General features: G+C 39.3%; 18 protein-coding genes. 14 read left to right on the forward strand and 4 right to left on the reverse strand.

The annotated features are described in order from the left end of the window. Nucleotides 1-51: 51 nt before the first annotated feature. A complete protein-coding gene (locus GJ691_RS11765; protein WP_154367089.1) occupies nucleotides 52-1272 on the reverse strand; it encodes an aminotransferase class I/II-fold pyridoxal phosphate-dependent enzyme in 1221 nt (406 codons plus the stop codon). Nucleotides 1273-1426: 154 nt separating this feature from the next. On the opposite strand from GJ691_RS11765, the gene GJ691_RS11770 reads away from it, so the two are divergent. From GJ691_RS11770 to mgrA, 3 genes are all read left to right on the forward strand, one after another. Continuing rightward, the gene (locus GJ691_RS11770) at nucleotides 1427-1885 is read left to right on the forward strand and encodes an Lrp/AsnC family transcriptional regulator (protein WP_154367091.1); all 459 of its coding nucleotides are present in this window, start codon (nucleotides 1427-1429) and stop codon (nucleotides 1883-1885) included. A gap of 52 nt (nucleotides 1886-1937) precedes the next feature. Then, nucleotides 1938-3344 (forward strand): dihydrolipoyl dehydrogenase, encoded by a 1407-nt coding sequence (lpdA, locus tag GJ691_RS11775; protein WP_154367093.1) that lies wholly within the window; start codon nucleotides 1938-1940, stop codon nucleotides 3342-3344. 89 nt (nucleotides 3345-3433) lie between these two features. Continuing rightward, entirely contained in the window at nucleotides 3434-4444 is a 1011-nt protein-coding gene (gene mgrA / locus GJ691_RS11780; protein WP_154367280.1) for an L-glyceraldehyde 3-phosphate reductase, read from the forward strand. Nucleotides 4445-4459: 15 nt separating this feature from the next. Here the strand turns inward: mgrA and GJ691_RS11785 are convergent, their stop codons facing one another. Then, nucleotides 4460-5644 carry a heparan-alpha-glucosaminide N-acetyltransferase domain-containing protein gene (locus tag GJ691_RS11785; RefSeq protein WP_154367095.1) on the reverse strand — a complete coding sequence of 395 codons (1185 nt, stop codon included), beginning with the start codon at nucleotides 5642-5644 and terminating at the stop codon, nucleotides 4460-4462. A 163-nt stretch (nucleotides 5645-5807) separates the two neighbouring features. On the opposite strand from GJ691_RS11785, the gene GJ691_RS11790 reads away from it, so the two are divergent. The 7 genes from GJ691_RS11790 (at nucleotide 5808) to GJ691_RS11820 (ending at nucleotide 15841) form a co-directional block, all read left to right on the forward strand. Further along, on the forward strand, nucleotides 5808-6341 hold the full coding sequence (locus GJ691_RS11790) for an NADPH-dependent FMN reductase (RefSeq protein WP_154367097.1): 534 nt from the start codon (nucleotides 5808-5810) through the stop codon (nucleotides 6339-6341). A 4-nt stretch (nucleotides 6342-6345) separates the two neighbouring features. Further along, nucleotides 6346-7650 carry an anthranilate synthase component I family protein gene (locus GJ691_RS11795; RefSeq protein ID WP_154367099.1) on the forward strand — a complete coding sequence of 435 codons (1305 nt, stop codon included), beginning with the start codon at nucleotides 6346-6348 and terminating at the stop codon, nucleotides 7648-7650. Nucleotides 7651-7677: 27 nt separating this feature from the next. Beyond that, nucleotides 7678-8505 (forward strand): alpha/beta hydrolase, encoded by an 828-nt coding sequence (locus tag GJ691_RS11800; RefSeq protein ID WP_154367101.1) that lies wholly within the window; start codon nucleotides 7678-7680, stop codon nucleotides 8503-8505. A 13-nt stretch (nucleotides 8506-8518) separates the two neighbouring features. Beyond that, nucleotides 8519-9823 (forward strand): tRNA lysidine(34) synthetase TilS, encoded by a 1305-nt coding sequence (gene tilS, locus GJ691_RS11805; protein WP_179955110.1) that lies wholly within the window; start codon nucleotides 8519-8521, stop codon nucleotides 9821-9823. Further along, complete coding sequence (locus GJ691_RS11810) at nucleotides 9823-11799, forward strand: protein-disulfide reductase DsbD family protein (RefSeq protein ID WP_154367103.1); 1977 nt, start codon at nucleotides 9823-9825, stop codon at nucleotides 11797-11799. Before tilS ends, GJ691_RS11810 begins: the two co-directional genes overlap by 1 nt. A gap of 101 nt (nucleotides 11800-11900) precedes the next feature. Next, the gene (locus GJ691_RS11815; protein ID WP_154367105.1) at nucleotides 11901-14297 is read left to right on the forward strand and encodes a penicillin acylase family protein; all 2397 of its coding nucleotides are present in this window, start codon (nucleotides 11901-11903) and stop codon (nucleotides 14295-14297) included. Between the two features lie 8 nt (nucleotides 14298-14305). Continuing rightward, a complete protein-coding gene (locus GJ691_RS11820) occupies nucleotides 14306-15841 on the forward strand; it encodes a YifB family Mg chelatase-like AAA ATPase (protein ID WP_154367107.1) in 1536 nt (511 codons plus the stop codon). Between the two features lie 62 nt (nucleotides 15842-15903). On the opposite strand, the gene GJ691_RS11825 is transcribed toward GJ691_RS11820, so the two are convergent. After that, a complete protein-coding gene (locus GJ691_RS11825) occupies nucleotides 15904-16302 on the reverse strand; it encodes an ACT domain-containing protein (RefSeq protein ID WP_154367109.1) in 399 nt (132 codons plus the stop codon). Continuing rightward, complete coding sequence (locus tag GJ691_RS11830; RefSeq protein ID WP_154367111.1) at nucleotides 16302-16541, reverse strand: CBU_0592 family membrane protein; 240 nt, start codon at nucleotides 16539-16541, stop codon at nucleotides 16302-16304. Before GJ691_RS11830 ends, GJ691_RS11825 begins: the two co-directional genes overlap by 1 nt. Before the next feature lie 308 nt (nucleotides 16542-16849). Between GJ691_RS11830 and GJ691_RS11835 the strand changes: the two genes are divergently transcribed. From GJ691_RS11835 to GJ691_RS11850, 4 genes are all read left to right on the forward strand, one after another. After that, nucleotides 16850-17782, forward strand: coding sequence for a helix-turn-helix domain-containing protein (locus tag GJ691_RS11835; protein ID WP_154367113.1), 933 nt, complete (start codon nucleotides 16850-16852; stop codon nucleotides 17780-17782). 124 nt (nucleotides 17783-17906) lie between these two features. Next, complete coding sequence (locus tag GJ691_RS11840; RefSeq protein WP_154367114.1) at nucleotides 17907-18998, forward strand: MBL fold metallo-hydrolase; 1092 nt, start codon at nucleotides 17907-17909, stop codon at nucleotides 18996-18998. Between the two features lie 36 nt (nucleotides 18999-19034). Beyond that, nucleotides 19035-19373: a DUF4405 domain-containing protein gene (locus GJ691_RS11845; protein WP_154367116.1), complete on the forward strand. Its 339-nt coding sequence runs from the start codon at nucleotides 19035-19037 to the stop codon at nucleotides 19371-19373. 3 nt (nucleotides 19374-19376) lie between these two features. Then, a complete protein-coding gene (locus GJ691_RS11850; protein ID WP_154367118.1) occupies nucleotides 19377-19652 on the forward strand; it encodes a DUF3861 domain-containing protein in 276 nt (91 codons plus the stop codon). The last annotated feature ends 328 nt before the right edge of the window (nucleotides 19653-19980 follow it).

Consider the following 19980-nt stretch of genomic DNA (forward strand, 5'->3'; position numbering starts at 1 on the left):
AGTAATATTACGATTTTGTGAACTTTTCTGCAAACCCAAACACAAAAGAGCCTATACCATGGTGGTATCCGATTTAAGGATATCCAATGCAACCATACATTCCCTCATTACCCTATAGGTTCTATGTATGTCATTATCCAAACCGATGGAAAAACGTACCAATCCGCTGGACAATCCCATTTCTTTTTGTTCTTCTAACGGAATTTCTGAGGAGGTAGAAGTCCCCGGGGCGCTGAAAAGTGTCTTGTAGAACCCTAAACTCACCGCCAGATAACCTAATTTTCGTTCCTGCATCATTTCCATCAGGGCGTTGGCCTTTTCCAATGACCCCATATCTATGGTCATTAGTCCGCCATAACCAAATTCCTTGTTCATGAAACTTTTCAATTTTTCATGGTCTTTGTGCGACTTTAAACCTGGGTATACTACTCGGAGTCCGTCTTTTTCAAAATTCTCGGCCAAATATTGGGTGTTCTCGCTGTGTTTTTTCACACGAATATGTAGCGTTCGCATGTTTTTAAGGATGGATGCAGCCCTAAGGCTATCCAAAGTGCTGCCCAGTAGCATGCCCGCTCCGCTGTGAACATCTTTCAACGAAAGGCAAAATTCCTTTGTGCCACAAATAACGCCGGCAACACAATCACTTGAGCCATTAATGAATTTCGTAAGACTATGGATGACGATATCGGCCCCTAATCTGGCCGGGGTAATGGTAAGTGGTGAGAAGGTATTGTCGACCACCAAAGGTATCCCATGTTTTTTGGCCAGTTGGGACAATGCCTTAATATCCGCTATTTCCAAAAGCGGATTACTTACCGCTTCGCAATAGATCATTTTCGTTTTAGGGGTAATGGCTTTTTCAACAACTTCTAAGTTCGTTATGTCTACAAAGGAAGTTCCGATATTGAATTTTTTCAAGAAGTTCTTCATAAAAGCATAAGTACCCCCATAAATGGTTCTACTACTTACCACATGGTCATCTGTATTGCACAATTGCATGATCACTGCGGTAATCGCCCCCATACCACTAGCCGTTACATTGGCCGCTTCAGTACCTTCCATAGCTGCCAGGGCCTCGCCTAAATATAGGTTGCTTGGTGATGAGTGTCTGGTATAGAGATAACAACCTTCGGTATTACCTTCAAAAGTATCGAACATCTTTTTTGCCGATAAAAAGGTATAGGTTGATGAATCTGAGATAGACGGATTAACGCCTCCGTATTCTCCAAAATATTGTAAGTCCTGTAAATTATCCGAAGTTTTGCTTTCCATTTGATTGATTTTTATACATTAAAATTACATTGAAATTGTTTTTAATTCAACATCAATTGAAAAACTTAGATAAAAAAACTATTAATTAAACTTATGGTAGATAAAATAAATGTAAATTGTAAAAAGTTTGTACATCTAAAGAAAATCATTCCAAATGAAATTTGATGAAGTGGACATTAAGTTACTTGGTTTGCTGCAAGAGAACAGTAAAAAGACAACAAAGGAGTATGCCAATAAATTAAATCTTTCTGTAACAGCGGTTTATGAGCGCATAAAAAGACTCGAAAAAACCGGAGTCATTAAAAATTATGTGGCTTTAGTCGATAAGAAAAAGGTCAACAAAGCCTTTGTGGTACTTTGCCATGTGAAATTGACCCAGCACGCCAAGGCCTATGTTTTGCAGTTTGAAAAAGAGGTGCAGCAATTACAAGAGGTCGTAGAATGTTACCATACGAGCGGGGATTATGATTATATCCTAAAGATATATGTTCGTGATATGGAAGCGTACCGCGATTTTATGGTGACGAAACTCACCGCTTTGAACCATATAGGTAGCACACAGAGCTCTTTTGTGATCAATGAGGTTAAGCATACCACGAGAATACCATTATAAAATCGGAAAATAGTGCTAATTTTGTTAGTACATAAAAAAATCAAAAACTATTATGACTGAATATGATGTGGCCGTAATCGGCTCTGGACCTGGCGGATATGTAGCTGCAATTCGTTGCGCCCAACTTGGAATGAAAACGGCGATTATTGAAAAATACAGCACACTGGGCGGTACTTGCCTAAATGTTGGGTGTATTCCTTCAAAAGCATTGCTAGACTCATCACACCATTACGAGGATGCCGTAAAACATTTTCAGGAACACGGAATTGATATTCCTGGCGAGGTCAAAGTCAATTTAAAACAAATGATTTCCCGTAAACAGGGTGTTGTTGATATGACCACTAAAGGAATCCAATTTTTGATGGATAAAAATAAGATAGATGTTTATGAGGGTGTAGGTAGTTTTAAAGATGCTACCCATGTCAATATATTGAAAAATGATGGTAAAGAAGAAACCATTGCTGCCAAAAATACCATAATCGCAACGGGGTCCAAACCTTCAACATTGCCCTTTATCACTTTAGATAAAGAACGTGTTATCACATCTACCGAAGCTTTGGAGCTTAAGGAGATTCCCAAACACATGATCGTCATCGGCGGTGGCGTTATTGGTTTGGAATTGGGACAGGTGTATAAACGTCTTGGTTCCGAGGTTACGGTTATTGAATATATGGATCGAATTATTCCAACAATGGATGCCGGTTTATCGAAAGAATTGATGAAATCGATGAAAAAGCAAAAGGTGAAATTCAATCTCTCACATAAAGTAAAATCGGTTGAGCGCAAAGGTAAAGAGGTGATCGTTAAGGCTGATGATAAAAAAGGTAAGGAAGTGACCTTTACAGGCGATTATTGTTTGGTATCCGTTGGTCGTCGCCCCTATACTGATGGGTTGAACGTTGAAGCCGCAGGTGTTCAAATGGATGATCGGGGTAAGATTGCTGTTAATGATCACTTACAGACCAATGTTCCGAATATTTATGCCATCGGTGATGTAATCCGTGGCGCTATGTTGGCCCATAAGGCTGAAGAAGAGGGTACCTTGGTAGCGGAAGTTCTTGCGGGTCAAAAACCCCATATCGATTATAATCTGATTCCAGGAGTGGTTTACACTTGGCCAGAAGTTGCTGCAGTTGGTAAAACGGAAGAAGAACTTATAGAGGCCGGTATCGCATACAAAGTGGGGCAATTTCCTATGCGTGCCTTAGGGCGTGCACGTGCTAGTATGGATGTTGATGGTTTCGTGAAGATACTTGCCGATGCCAGTACGGATGAAGTACTTGGGGTTCATATGATCGGGGCGCGTTGTGCCGATTTGATCAGCGAGGCAGTAACCGCTATGGAATTCCGAGCGTCTGCCGAGGATATTGCCAGGATGAGCCATGCACACCCTACATATTCAGAGGCGGTAAAGGAAGCTGCATTGGCGGCTACCGACGATAGGGCCTTGCATGTGTAATTAGGTCCGTTAATTTATTTACTAGATTCTATAATAGCTAATTTGTACCATAGGTTGTACATCGAAGGCGATAATTACAAAATGTGATGATGGAAATCAATGATAAAACAGGGGTAAAGGAATATCGTCCTGCAACGGGTAGATATGAAACCATGAAATACAATCGATGTGGAAAAAGCGGTGTTCTATTGCCTGCTCTTTCCCTTGGTTTGTGGCATAATTTTGGTTTTGTCGATAGTACGGAAAATGCACGTGAAATTTTAAGGTGTGCCTTTGATTTGGGAATTACACATTTTGATCTTGCCAATAACTACGGGCCACCTTATGGTTCGGCCGAGGAGAATTTCGGACAGATTTTCAAAAAGGATTTCAAGCCTTATCGCGATGAGCTTTTCATTGCTTCAAAGGCTGGTTACGATATGTGGCCTGGCCCTTATGGGAATTTCGGTTCCAGAAAATATTTGATCTCAAGTTTGGACCAAAGCCTTAAACGGATGGGGTTGGACTATGTTGATGTTTTTTACCATCATAGGCCAGATCCAGATACACCATTGGAAGAAACTATGATCGCCCTTTCGGATATCGTACGCCAAGGAAAGGCACTTTATGTTGGAATTTCCAACTACCAACCTAAAGAGACCGCTGAGGCCAGTAAGCTTTTGAAAGAATTGAAAGTGCCCTTTATTTTACACCAAGCTCGCTATTCTATTTTTGATAGATGGGTAGAAGACGGACTTTTGGAAACGTTAGAGGATAATGGTGTAGGTTGTATTACCTTTTCCCCTTTGGCGCAAGGAATGCTTACCAATAAGTATGTTAATGGTATTCCCAAGGATTCCAGGGCTGCGAGGGACTTTACATATTTAGATACTACGGATGTTGAGCAAAACTTGACGAAAATCAAGAACCTTGCTAAAATTGCCGATAAAAGAGGACAGAAATTGTCGCAAATGGCGATTGCTTGGCTTTTGGGTAGACCAAGTGTAAGTTCGGTACTGATAGGTGCAAGTTCTACCAATCAGCTTAAAGAAAATGTAGGGGCATTGGAGCAATTACAGTTTACACAGGAAGAATTGGATCTTATAGATGCCAATTCTTGATGTAAAATAAGATCATTAGCCTTTTAGAACCCTGAAAGATCGAAGCAGTTTAAATAGATAAAGTTTTATAAGTCTTTGTGTAAACGTATACCAAGGAAGTAGATATCCATATAAAGATTTTAGCATACGCCTAAGACCTGCTTTTATGATCGCCTTCTTGCTTTCATACAATAACGCGGTAAAAGAACATACGACCATAAATGTGATGGCACCTGAAATGGCCAATGCGGGAGTCAATTGATGGTTAAAGAACCTATAAAGTCCCAACCCTGTGAAACTTCCATATAGGATTATGAAATGGATAATGTAGATGGATAGTGTGCTTTGCCCTATTTTTAAAAGTGTAGCGTTGGTCATTAATCTTCTAAAAAGCATAAACACGGCAAAGACCATAAATACATCGCCCAAGCGAATAAAAAGGTAGTTATTGTTCGCAATATCCGTAAATAGGGTTATCCCGGTTATATCGGTAAGTCCTAAAAAGAAATCCGAAGAAAGGAAAATCAATGTCAAGCCTGCCAATAGCGACAAACTGATAGCATATTCATATAAAAACTTATGATCCTTATATTTTGTGAACATAACTGATAGGAACGCTCCGAAGGTTGTATAACCAAACCATGGGATGATGGTAAACACAGAGCCGTTATCCTTGGTCAGGAAATTAGCCAAGGCTTGCGGTAAAAATCCAAATGTCCAACTATCATAAATGGGTTCAAATAAGAACAATAAGAGGGTTACGCTTACCAAGAAGACTGATAGTAAGGCCTTGTTCATTCGGTGGGCCAGAAGGTAGATCCCTACGATTCCCAATATTGAAAGTCCTATACAATGAAGAACGTCCACTAGAAAAAAGGCATCGTATATTTCCCCTTGCAGTAATCCAAAAAGATTGGCCCTAAGCAAATAACCAATAAAAAGAAGTTGTAAACCTCTTTTGATTCCTTTTAGGACCCTAGGATTTTGCCATCCTTTTTGGGGCACTTTTATAAGTAAATATGTAAATATGAATCCTGATACCGTGAAAAAAACAGGAGCGGTAATCCCTCTGAAATATTTCCAAATAGTATAGGTAATATCGGTGTTGTCCCTAAAGGCGTTATCCAATAATCCGTCAATAAAATGCCCCTGCAACATCATTAAAATGGCCCAGGCACGCATGGCATCTACGAAATATAGTCGGGTAGTTTTCTTCTCCAAGGACAAAAAATTAGCAATTAGATCGCAAAATTACAAAATCAAATTAATCTATATACTTGAAATACAAGGTATTTGGATGTTTCAGGCTGCAAATTCGATAAAATACTCGCATTGTGTCCGATTTTACGGTATTTTCGTTGGACACAAACTACTATTATTTATTATGGCGTCATTATTAGCTTTCGCAGGAAGCAATTCGGCCTCTTCTATCAATTTTCAGTTGGTACGTTATACTACATCCCTAATCGAAGGGCATGAAATTGAAGTTTTGAATATGGCCAGTGAAACTTTCCCTATGTACAGTGAGGATCGTGAAAAACAACTGGGTTACCCAGAAGCATTGGTGAAATTCCAGAAGAAAATAGAAAAAGCCGATGCACTTATACTTTCCGTTAACGAGCATAATGGGGGCCCTTCAGCATATTTTAAGAATTTATTGGACTGGTTGTCCAGATCAAACCGAAATTACTTGGACAAAACTAAGGTATTCCTAATGTCAACTTCGCCTGGGCAGAGAGGCGCTATAGGGGCACATGAATATGTAAAGTATGCATTTTCTAGGGTAGGAGGGGAAGTAACGGCTTCTTATAGCCTGCCATCATTTAATACGAACTTTGAGGAAAACTCAGGAATTGTTAACGCTGCTTTGAAGAAAGAACACAAAAGCATCCTGGACAACTTTCTTTTAGATCTATAGTATTTTGCGCACGCTAAAATCGTTCGAGGTTTCTGACGAACCAACTTTCAGGTCCAATTTAATCAGCTGGTCACAACAGTTTTATGAAACCGTTTGGTTGGAAAGTAATGCGCATTTGAAAACATATTCCTCTTTCGATGCAATCTTGGCAGTCGATGCCCTTACCTTGATCCAAACAGATGCTTTTAATGCCTTTGAAGATCTAAAGGCCTATCAACAGGAAACCAAGGATTGGATTTTTGGTTATTTGACCTATGACCTCAAGAACGATGTTGAAAACCTTTCGTCAAAGAATCGAGACGGACTTCATTTTCCCGAGCTATTCTTTTTTCAGCCCAAGAAGATTATAAAAATCACAGGGAAAAAGGTTGAGTTCAACTATTTGAATATGGTTGCCGATGAAATAGAGGAAGATTTTGAACTGATCAGAAAAGGAGGGTCAGACTATAAAACCATTGAAGCTACGAAGTATATTCGTATAAGAATGCGCATTTTCAAGGATGAGTATTATAAAGGCGCCCACGAAATGTTGCGGCATATACATCGTGGCGATATTTATGAAGCCAATTTTTGCCAAGAATTTTATGCTGAGGATACGTGTATTGATCCATTGGGTACTTACGAACGATTAAATTCAATATCCAAGGCACCGTATGCCACTTTTTTAAAATTGAACGATAAATACCTATTGTCGGCTTCTCCGGAAAGATATTTGCGTAAGGAGGGTACCAAGATCATATCACAACCCATAAAAGGTACGGCCAAAAGGTCAATAAACCGAATGGAGGATGACCTCTTAAAGGATAGATTGGAAAATGACCCCAAGGAACGTGCAGAGAACATCATGATCGTAGATCTTGTGCGGAACGATCTTTCTAAAAGTGCTTTGAAAGGTTCTGTTGAAGTTGAGGAGTTGTGTAAGATATATAGTTATGAACAGGTGCATCAAATGGTGTCTACAGTTGTTGCCCAAGTTGAGGAAAGCCGGAATCCTGTAGATATTATAAAAGATAGTTTTCCGATGGGAAGTATGACAGGGGCACCTAAAATTTCCGCAATGAAACTTATTGAGGAATTGGAAGGATTTAAAAGAGGGCTTTATAGTGGTGCAGTGGGTTATTTTACGCCAGAGAACGATTTTGATTTTAATGTGGTCATACGCAGCATTTTATATAATGAGACCGAAAAATATGTTTCCTATGCTGTTGGCAGTGCCTTAACTGCCAAGGCCCTTCCGGAAGCTGAGTATGAAGAGTGTTTATTGAAAGCCAAGGCCATGCGGGAGGTTTTGGAGAATTCAAACGAATAAAGATGAACTAATTACCGGGTTTTTACTATGATTGTACATTATTTCAATACTGAATCATACGGTATTCCTATCCATGCAGGCACGGTTAGCCCTAAAACCATCAAGGGGGTAGTGGTGTTGGTACACGGTTTTGGAGAGCATTCCGGTCGTTATTTAAGTGGAGTGGTCCCTATGTTGACCGATTTGGGTTTGGCCGTTTTGTTTTATGATAATTTTGGTCATGGTAAATCTGGAGGTAAGCGTGGTCATTGTCCCGGCTATGAGGCACTTTTAGGTCTATTGGGGGAAATGCTGGATAAGAGTGCGGAATTATTCCCAAATGTACCCAAATTTCTATACGGTCATAGCATGGGCGGTAATCTGGTATTGAACTATGCACTTCGTAATGAAGGTAGCTTAAAGGGTATTATAGCTTCCAGTCCTTATCTCAGGTTGGCATTTACACCGCCCAAATGGAAATTGGTACTTGGGAAGGTCCTATTGAAAATTTGGCCATCAATAACAATGCCCTCAGGCTTGGATGCCGATGGAATTTCGAGAAAAACCGAGGAGGTGGAAAAATACCGGGCAGATTCCTTGGTACATGACAAGGTGAGTCCCATGTTCTCATTTCCAATTATCGATGCGGGGGAATGGGCCATAAATAATGCATCTATTTTGAAAATACCAACGCTGTTGATCCATGGTACCGCTGATCCCATTATTGATGTTAGGGGAAGTGAGGAATTCCATAAAAACAACCCAGAGTATACCACTTTGGAATTATTTGAAGAGGGATTTCATGAATTGCACCATGACCTTTGTTCTAAAGAAGTATTCAATTCCATACAGAGTTGGTTACGGCAACAACTTTAAGTAAATTTGTACGGTGCGGAACCAATTCAGAATACATATCCAAGATAATTTTCCAGAACTGTTGCAAAACAGGTTTTTATTGGCCTGTAGTGGAGGGTTGGATAGTGTCGTACTTGCTCATCTATGTGCTCAAAATGAACTTGATTTTTCATTGGCACATTGTAATTTTAAGTTACGGGGTCAGGAAAGTGATAAAGATGAGCAATTTGTTAGGGAGTTGGCCAAAGAATTGAATAAGACCTTATGGGTAGAACATTTCAACACAAAAGCTTATGTCAACGACCATAAGGTTTCCGTACAAATGGCCGCAAGGGAATTACGCTATACATGGTTTAAGGACTTATTGGCGGAACACGGACTAAAAACTTTGGTGACCGCCCATCATGCAGACGATAATCTGGAAACTTTTATTATTAACCTCTCCCGTGGTACGGGAATTAATGGTCTAAGTGGCATACCTGCCAAGACGGATATGATTTCACGCCCTCTACTGCCTTATTCAAGAGCAGAGTTAGCAGCTTATGCCGACCAAGAAAAGATCCAATGGCGCGAGGATCAAAGTAATGCGGAGAAAAAATATTTACGGAACAAGATCCGTCACGATATTATCCCTCTTTTGAAGGAAACCCATCCAACGTTTCTACATAATTTTCAAACCACTCAAAAAAATCTGCAACAAATCGTTGATATCTCGGAAACACATTTATCCAACTTGAAAAAAGAACTTTTTAGGAAAGAGAATGATGTTATTCGTATTTCAACAGCATCTTTAATAGCGCTTAATCCTATTAAGGCCTATATGTACGGGTTGTTCCATGTCTACGGTTTTACCGCTTGGAACGATGTGGTGCAGTTGCTTTCGGCAATGAGTGGAAAGGAAATTAGATCAAAGACACATCGCTTACTCAAGGATAGGGACGATTTACTACTTAGTCCAATACAACAAGATACTGAAGCATACTATGAAATAAATGAGGGTATAACCCAGATCAATACCCCTATTGGTCTTGTATTGGAAGAGGGTGTCATGATTTCTGCAACAGCCCCGAATATACTTTATGTAGATAAATCAACGTTAAAATATCCGTTGGTGTTAAGAAAGTGGCAAAATGGCGACTATTTTTACCCGTTAGGGATGAAAGGCCGTAAAAAACTGGCCAAATTCTTTAAAGATGAAAAGATGGATGTTTTCGCCAAGGAAAATCAGTGGTTGTTGTGTTCTGACAACCAGATTGTTTGGGTCGTAGGTAAACGGCCAGATGAGCGATTTAAGATAACCCCGAAAACCAAGAACATTATAAAAATAATATTGAATTGATGAGACAATTTTTAGCATTCATATTCTTACTATTCACCAGTATGGCATTTTATGCACAGGATGATGAAAACCCTGTATCCTGGTCCCATGAGCTAAACAAGATTAGCGACACGGAATTCGATCTGATCATTAAAGGGGATATTTTCAAAGGGTGGCACGTTTATTCGCAACATACAGCGGAAGGGGGGTCTTTGCCGAGTGAGTTTACATATGAAAAAGCAGGGATTGATTATGAATTGGTCGGGGAAACCAAAGAAAGTCCGACCGAGACAGCATTTAGCGATATCTTCGAGGTAGATGAAACATTTTTTAAAAAGCAGGCGATTTTCACCCAAAGGGTAAAGTTATTGAACCCTGATGTTCGACAGATAGATGTGAACCTTTTTTATCAGGTGTGTAAAGAGGTCTGTTTGGCGGTGGATAAGGATTTTAATTTTGTGTTGGATGGTGGTGAGGCCGTTACCGTTGAAAAGCATGTCGATGAACGAAGTCTGGCCATGGGAGAGGCCTTGAAATTAGACCTTAAGAATAAGGATATACTAAAAGGAGGTAATGATCAGGACGAAGGCCAATCGAGTTTGTGGGTGGTCTTTGGATTGGGATTCCTTGGCGGATTAATAGCGTTGTTGACGCCATGCGTATTTCCGATGATTCCGTTGACCGTATCTTTCTTTACCAAACAATCGCAGAATAAATCAAAAGGTATTGTAAATGCTGTTTTATACGGATTTTTCATTGTTCTGATATATTTTCTTTTGAGTCTGCCTTTCCATATTTTCGATTCGGTCGATTCTCAGATATTGAATACCATTGCGACGAATATTTGGCTCAACCTTGCCTTTTTTATCATATTCGTCTTTTTCGCATTTTCATTTTTCGGTTATTATGAATTGACCCTTCCGAGCTCTTGGGCCAACAAGATGGATGCAGCCTCTAACAAAGTGGGTGGGGGAATCGGAATATTCTTTATGGCCGTTACTTTGGCTATTGTTTCTTTCTCCTGTACTGGGCCTATTCTTGGCGGACTTTTAGGGAGTACCACACTCGCAGAGGGGGAAGTTGCCAATAACCTGACTGCTGGAATGACAGGTTTCGGGGTAGCTTTGGCCTTACCCTTCGCATTGTTCGCAATGTTTCCGGCTTGGTTGAATTCCCTTCCGAAATCAGGAGGGTGGATGACCACCGTAAAGGTCGTACTTGGGTTTTTGGAATTGGCCTTGGCCTTTAAATTCCTTTCCAATGCGGATTTGGTAGGCAACTGGGGCATTTTTAAAAGAGAGATTTTCTTAGGGGTTTGGATACTTCTTTTTGTATTGTTGACCCTCTATTTGTTCGGTGTCATCAGATTTAAGCATGACGGACCCAAACAGAAATTATCATTGGGTAGAAAAATGACGGGATTTTTAAGTATCGCTGTTACCGTCTATTTGATATTGGGTGTTACAAAAATTTCCAATCTAAAGTTATTGAGCGGTTTTCCCCCACCTGATTTCTATAGTGTGTTTCAACAAGAAAGTGATTGCCCCATGGGTATCGATTGTTATAAGGATTTTGAAACGGGGTTGGCACATGCCAAATCGGTCAACAAACCCATTTTATTGGATTTTACAGGTTGGGCCTGCGTAAACTGTCGAAAGATGGAAGAAAATGTATGGAGTGACCCGGAAGTATATCCTTTGTTGAAAGATGAGTATGTTTTGATTTCACTCTACATTGATGATCGTAAAGAGCTCCCATTAGAAGAACAATTCGATTTTAAGTATGATAGTGGAAGGGTAAAGACCATACAGACCATAGGGCAGAAATGGGGTACGTTCCAAACAGTTAATTTTAATTCGGCCTCCCAACCATATTATGTGCTTATTTCTTCGGATCTGGAACTTTTGAACAGTGCCATTCAAAGTGCACCGAGTGATGAATACCGGGATTGGTTATTGAAAGGGTTGGAAAACTATAAAAAAATAGGATCTGAATAGCATGTAAACACATACATTACAAAAGATTAAAGGCACCTTTCGAGGTGCTTTTTTTATTTACTAAATAACCCTATCTTTCAAATTGAACCCAAAACAAAATAATGAAACGCATTAAGGTAATAGGTGTTGTGGTATTGGTGCTTTTGGTTGTATCTGCCATTTTCGCTGGTGTGTCCGTCCAGGCTTTATCACCAACTTACGAAGGTGAGAGTAAACTTTCAAAATTGTCACATGAGACCAAGGTATATTATGATTCCTACGGAATTCCGCATATCTATGCAGATAATGAAGACGATGCTTTCCGAACGTTGGGTTATGTACATGCCCAAGACCGTTTGTGGCAAATGGAGTTACTTCGGAGAATCGGTACAGGTCGACTTTCGGAGGTTTTTGGCAGTAAAATGTTGAATACCGATAAGTTCTTCCTATCCCTCGGGATAGATGAAGCAACTAAACAAACCGTGTCTGAATTGGATTTAAACAGTCCCACAGTTCGTTTATCCCAGGCATATTTAGATGGTATTAACCAATTCATCGAAGAAGGGCCAACGCCTATTGAATTTTACTTGACCGGTATAGACAAAGCTCCTTTTCAATTAGAGGATATTTATAACACGGTAGGGTATATGGCATTTAGTTTTGCGATGGCCCATAAGACGGATCCCTTATTGACCAATATAAAGGACAAATTGGGAGCGGAATACTTGAAAGATCTTGATTTGAATGTAGATCCCAATACCGTTTGGATAAAAAACCATAAGGAAGAGTCGAAAGAAGCGCTACATAATTCCATTGCATCGTCCGTGACCAAAGCGTTGGGAGCCCTTTCCTTGCCCTTGATCGAAGGTAGTAATAGTTGGGTGATAGCCCCGGAAAAGACAAAGAACGGTAAGGTGATATTTGCGAATGATCCACATATCGGGTTTTCACAACCTGCCGTTTGGTACGAGGCACATATCAATACGCCTAACTTTGAGAAATATGGCTATTTCATGGGTGGAATGCCTTTTCCATTATTGGCCCATGACCGTAATTTAGCGTATGGTATGACCATGTTCGAAAATGATGATATCGATTTTTTTTATGAGGAATCACATCCAACGGAAAAAGAAAAATACAGAACAAAAGAAGGATGGTCTACTTATGAAAAGGTAAATAAAATAATTAAGATAAAGGATTCTACTGATTTTGAATTCACCTATAGGAAAACGGTACACGGACCCATATTGAACGGAATCGCAGATCAGGTAAAAGGGGAGCGGCCCATTGCCATGTGGTGGATGTTCACCCAGCATAAGAATGAGTTGATGGATGCTTTGTACGGAATGACCCATGCAAGGAACAAAACGGAGTTTCAAAATGCCTTACCCAAAATACATGCCCCAGGTCTGAATATCATGTATGGTGACGCTGAAGGTAATGTAGCATGGTGGGCATCCGCCAAAATTTATAAGGATGCGAACAGTGCTCATACAAAATTCGTTTTACAGGATACTTCCGATCTGAAGGCCCCGGAACGTTATTTGGATTTTTCTGAGAATCCTCAGGCGATAAATCCACCGTGGAACTATGTGTATTCAGCGAACAACCAACCCGATTCCATTGCGGGTATGCAATATCCGGGATACTATTTGCCGGAGAATAGGGCCAAACGAATTGTGGGGCTTTTAGAAGCTAAGAACGATTGGACCATAGATGATGTAAAAGGAATGATCAATGATGTGGTCTCATCGGTGAACCCTTCGATAATCACAGATTTAAATGGTGTTGTCAATAGGGAAGAATTGTCCGGTGCACAGATTTCGGTCTTGGACAAATTGTTGGTTTGGAAAGGGGAAAACAACCTTGATAATATTGAGCCGACTGTTTTTCATCGTTGGATATACTTTTTCCTCAAAAACACCTTCGTCGATGAGTTAGGTGAAGAAATGTTCGATCAATTCTTGTCTACCCACTTATTAAAAAGGACGATAGCCCCGATGGCCGCAAAAAATGAATCCATTTGGTGGGATAATATAGAAACGCAATCTGTAGTTGAAACCAAAACACAGATTGTAACAGAGTCGTTTGTCCAAGCTTTTGAATATTTAGAGAACGATTTGGGAGCCGATAACGGAGCATGGACATGGGAAAAAGTACATACATTGGAACATCCTCATCCCATAGGGCAGGTAGAAGCCTTACGGTCGTTTTTCAATGTAGGCCCGTTTCCCGTTGAAGGAACAAGGGAAGTAATAAACAATATGGCCTTCAATTATGATGGTGATGGTATGCACCATGTGACTGCGGGACCATCGACTCGTAGGGTCATTGATTTTTCGGATATAGAGAACAGTATGAGCATATTACCAACAGGGCAATCGGGCAATCCGTTCAGTGAACATTATGACGATCAGGCTGAAATGTACGTGAAGGGTGAATTTCGAAAAATGTTGATGAATGAAAAGGAAATTAAGGAGACTTCAAAATCTTTACTTACATTTAAGCCTACAGAATAAGACAATTTATGCTTACAAAAGTTTTTGGAAGTGCCGTATTCGGGGTAGAGGCCACAACGATTACGGTAGAAGTCAATGTTGATAAAGGGGTAGGTTACCATCTCGTTGGTTTACCGGATAATGCTATAAAAGAAAGTAATTACCGCATTGCGGCCGCTTTGTTGAACAATGGTTATAAAATTCCAGGTAAAAAAATCACTATCAATATGGCGCCGGCCGATTTGCGAAAAGAAGGATCTGCTTATGATTTGACCCTTGCTGTGGGAATATTGACGGCATCGGGCCAGATACAGTCCAATAATTTAGACCAATACTTGATTATGGGCGAACTATCATTGGATGGTAGTTTACAGCCTATTAAAGGGGCTCTTCCCATTGCCGTTAAAGCTCGGGAAGAAGGATATGTCGGATTCATTTTACCAAAAGATAATGCCAAAGAGGCTGCTATTGTCTCCGATTTGAAGGTATATGGGGTGGAGAATATTAAAGAGGTCATCGATTTTTTCGACAAGGACGAACCTTTGGAACAAACGATTGTTGATACCCGGGCGGAATTTTATAAGAATCTCGATTTTCCTGAGTTTGACTTTTCAGATGTAAAGGGACAGGAAAGTATAAAAAGATGCATGGAAATTGCGGCGGCAGGAGGGCATAATATTATTTTAATAGGTCCACCAGGATCGGGAAAAACGATGCTTGCCAAACGATTGCCTTCTATTTTACCACCAATGACACTGCATGAAGCCTTGGAAACGACCAAAATACATAGTGTTGTAGGAAAGATAAAGAATATGGGATTGATGAGCCAACGACCTTTCCGAAGTCCCCATCATACCATTTCTGATGTAGCCCTCGTCGGTGGCGGGGCATATCCACAACCTGGGGAGATTTCCCTTTCCCATAACGGGGTTCTGTTCTTGGATGAACTTCCGGAATTTAAAAGAGGGGTGCTGGAAGTGATGCGACAACCTTTGGAAGATCGTGAGGTGACTATTTCAAGGGCTCGTTTTACGGTAACCTACCCAAGTAGTTTTATGTTAGTTGCCAGTATGAATCCCAGTCCAGGAGGTTATTTTAATGACCCTGATGCCCCTGTAACTTCTTCCCCTGCCGAAATGCAGCGGTATATGGGTAAGATATCAGGGCCGCTTTTGGACCGTATCGATATCCATATCGAAGTAACTCCTGTACCATTCGAAAAACTTTCAGAAGACAGGAAGGGGGAGGGCAGTGTGGATATTCGCAAGCGGGTAACGGCAGCACGGGAAATACAGACCGAACGGTTTAAGGAATTGGAGAATGTACATTACAATGCGCAAATGAATACGAAACAGATTCGGGAGTATTGTAAGTTGGATGAGGCCTCAAAATCACTTTTAAAGAATGCCATGGAGCGATTGAACCTTTCTGCCCGTGCCTATGACAGAATTTTAAAGGTGGCGCGGACTATTGCCGATTTGGAAAAGAGTGGACAAGTTACGGGAAACCATATCAGCGAAGCCATACAATACCGAAGTTTAGATCGGGAAGGCTGGTTGGGATAGTTGTATAGTTTAAAGTTTTAAGTATATAGTTTATAGTTTGAAAATTGAATATTTCAGTAGACTTATTGATTTTCAGATAATTGGGTTAAGACTCCAATCGCTTTTTCTGCATCTTTCTTATCAACGAAAATATGGTCGTGATAATATCCGGCGATTACATTACAGCTTATATCATATTTGGTCAATTCGTTAGAAAATGCTGCGGTTAAACCAACTGCATCTAATGAGGAATGGACTTTAAGGGTAATCCAAGAGGCAATAAAGTCATAGTTTAAATCGAGTTCATCGGCTTTCCCTTTTTCCATAATGATCGTTGTTCCTTCTTTTTCTTCAAATTCACATATGGTATCATTTCGGTTAATTTTGGTCAGGTCTTTTACAGTTGCGAACACATAATCCCCATCGTTCAGGATTGGTTGCATACTTTTTATTAATCTGGATAAATTGGTTTCTCCTGCCATTAATGTTTTTGTTTATAAGTTAAGAGCGCTATGAGCGATACGGTGGCCCAAACGCCTTCGAGTAAGATAAACGGAATATATTCCATTAGAATCGAAGCTAAGCAGGCCAATCCTGCGCCCATTAAATTCAATAAAATAAACGATAGATCCTTGCTTTTGATTTTACCGGTTATATTGAGGATATAGGCAAGTAGTATTAGAAAAACACCGATAAAACCAATCCAGTCTGTCTTGTTCATATGGGCTATTATATCAATGGTTTTTTGTCACCGCAATCAGTATTTGAACGCTTTAAGTGTTTGATAAAATTACTATTTTTTACCTTTATTATCCGTCGATATAGGAAAGGTTTTCTTTTGAAAACAATTTGTTGTCCCTGTCTGTGTTTAGAGGACTAAAGTGTACTTGTTTTGAATGCTTTTAGGCTAATTATCCTTATCTTAATACCCGTTAAGAAAATAGTGATCATTGTATGGGAATAGTTGGTTCAGTTGCAATTATTCCATGACATTAAACGGTACGGTTATTAGAGACAACGTAGATTCATTTGCATACTAAAAAGGACATACCATTCCATCATTACTCCGAGACACATAAATATGTGAATATCAGGGATGGGCACCCGGTACTGTCAATAGACCCGAATTTCCCATTTGTAATTACCCAATTCGACTTGATGAGTAACAGGGCGCAAGCTGAAATACCCCATAGGCATGATTATTTTGAACTGATCTATTTAGAGGAAGGTGCCGGACAGCATATCATTGATTATGAACCATATGAAATTAAAACACCCTCCTTTTATTTTCTTTCCCAAGGGCAAATACATTTTTGGAAATTAGAAAAAGGATTGGAAGGTAAGGTTTTGCTTTTTCCTCGGGAGTTTTTAATTCCTCCCGCTACAGCATTTAATCATGAAGGTGATTTGGCAATTTTCAACAGTTTGAGTAAAGCACCCTGTGTTTGTTTAAACGATGAGAACCTTCCTAAGATATATGCTTTATTCAATGAAATCAATGAAGAATACTTAAGAAAATCGGAGAGCAGTCTTTCCATGCTTAGAGCCTATGTACATATTTTACTTGTAAGTCTATTACGCATACATGCCAAAGATCAGCCGCAGGATATTTTGGACACCACCAATGCCATGGTTCGGCAATTCAGGCAACTTGTATCAGAGAACTATTTAACCGTTCGCTCTGTGCAGGAATATGCCGATTTAATAGGTATTAGTGCAACGCATCTTAGAGATACGGTTAAAAAAATCACAGGATATTCTCCAGGACAACTTATCCGTCAGGAAATAATCTTCGAGTCCAAAAGGAGATTGGCCAATACAGAGTTGACCACAGCTGAAATTGGTTACACCCTCAATTTTGAAGACACCTCATATTTCAGCAGGTATTTTAAGCGTGAGACCGGCCAAAGTCCTTCAAATTATAGAGAAGAAGTTAGAAAAAAGTACCAAATAGCGAATTGATTCTCTATAAACCTTCACATTAGTTCCTCGAAAAGTACCATACTTTCGGTAATAAGTGTATTACCTAATAACTACTAGGCAGATACCTTTGTTTCATAATCTATCAATTTAAATCATTGAAGAAATGGAAACCAAAAAAACTAAAAACGTAAGGAAAACAGTAGGAGTAAAAGAAACGGTATCATTACTATTTTTAATCCTCTTTATTTTGAACACCTCTTTGTTTGCGCAAGAAAAGTTCGATATAGAAAAAACAAAAGCTAAATACGCATCACGGGATTATGTGTATGGGAAATTACCTGAAAGCGGATTCAATTATTACAAAATAGGGGAAAACGCATACTTTGTTCATGATAATTTTGAACATATGGTGTTTTTTGTAACGGACAACGGAGTTGTGGTAGTTGATCCTGTTCCTGGAGTTTCACCATATACTTTAAAGTTGATTCCACAAATTACGGATAAGCCTATTACCCACGTAATCTATTCTCACCATCACGCAGATCACGCACAAGGCGCTTATTTATATCCTAAATCCGCAATTTTAATTGGTAATGAAACTATGACCGATTTCTTAAAGGCTGCCGAAGACCCTAAACGTCCGCTACCAGATGTTACTTGGAAAGATCAATATGTGTTGGAAACAGGGGGATTACGATTAGAATTCAAAGATCTAGGAAGAAACTGGCATTCGCAAAAAGACATTATTATGTATGCTCCCCAGCAAAAAATATTGTTTGCAATAGATATGTTTCACCCAGATGCTGCACCTTGGATTCACTGGGGAGAATCTTCAGATCCTGATTTTGCCTTTCAGTTACCAAGATATCTTTTAGATAATTACGATTTTGAATTTGTAGTAATTGGTCATGAAAGAATTATAGGGACCAGATTTCATATGGAACAATACGAAGCTCAGATAAAAGATATGAAGAAAATTGTTTTTGAGGTAGCTATGTCTCCTGAATATCACAAGTTATTAGAGGAAATAACCCAAAGATACCACGGTTCCGCAGCTCACTACGAGTACAAAGAAAAAATTATGACCGCGGCAGAACTTGGAGCTTCAAAATATATAATGAATTGGGCAGGAAAAGTGCGAAATGTGCGATTAAATGCAGTTGAGAATATTCAAACAATGTTTATGCATATGATAGTTTTAGATCCACCAATTAGGGAAATGCAAAAAATGAAGGGTAATGTAATAACCCATTAAACTTATTAATAAAATAAGTTAAAAAACTCAATTATTATGTTTAGAAAAACAGTTTCCATAACACTCTTGGTTTCCTTAATGGCGTTGGCATCTTCAGGAATAATGATGATACTCTTAAATAGTTTGGAATTTCAATTGCAAATGCATCCCGTACATAAAATATTTGGAGTATTAATGACCATTTCAGGGGCATTCCATATCTATTTCAATTTTAAACCAATTAAAAAATATCTAAGTATGCGAAAGGTGTTGGTAGTTGGTATCGGAATGCTTTTAATGATGTCTTTACTTTATGTAGTTGGGTTTAATAAAACAATGGATAAAGACAAGATTCAAGAAATTGAATTGTTGATGTCACAGCTTGAAAATAAATAAAAAATGAAATACAAAATAACAGTTGAAGAATTGACTAAGGAAGGTAATTTCGGTGAAGAAAAGTTGGAATTCGAAACCATAAGTCATGATAACTTGTTTGAGATCGTAAAGAAGTTGAAAGAACATCCGGAATTCTCTAATACGGATGTAACTTCTTTGGGAATCGGATTGAAATTGTTCACGGGAGTAATATTAAAAGAAAAAGAGCTTCCTTTATTTAAAAACCTGTTACCACACTTCAAAGAATTTATGAAAGGATTAAAGAGTTACACAAAGTGATGAATAGATGAATTTATACTTGGTCAGAGGAAAGGACCCCCACTGGTAGGACTGTTGGGGTACGTTCATTTTATTATTTTGGGAAGAATTCGCTGAAAAGTGCTATAATCTGTATTAGGCACTGCTGGTTTAGGCCTCACTGGTTAATGTGTCGCAGGTATTCGATCCGACGTATTTAAAGACCTTTGTGTAATGATGGTCTCACCTTTGGCTGAACGAAAATCACCCTTCTGTTTAATATGTTGATGAACCTACCATAACAATGGATCGGGACATTCTGGAGATGTTCTAAAATCCTTGAATAACTATTTTTTGAACTTGTTTGTGG

Origin of the sequence: Maribacter luteus, assembly GCF_009674825.1 — a bacterium.
Lineage (GTDB): Bacteria > Bacteroidota > Bacteroidia > Flavobacteriales > Flavobacteriaceae > Maribacter_A > Maribacter_A luteus.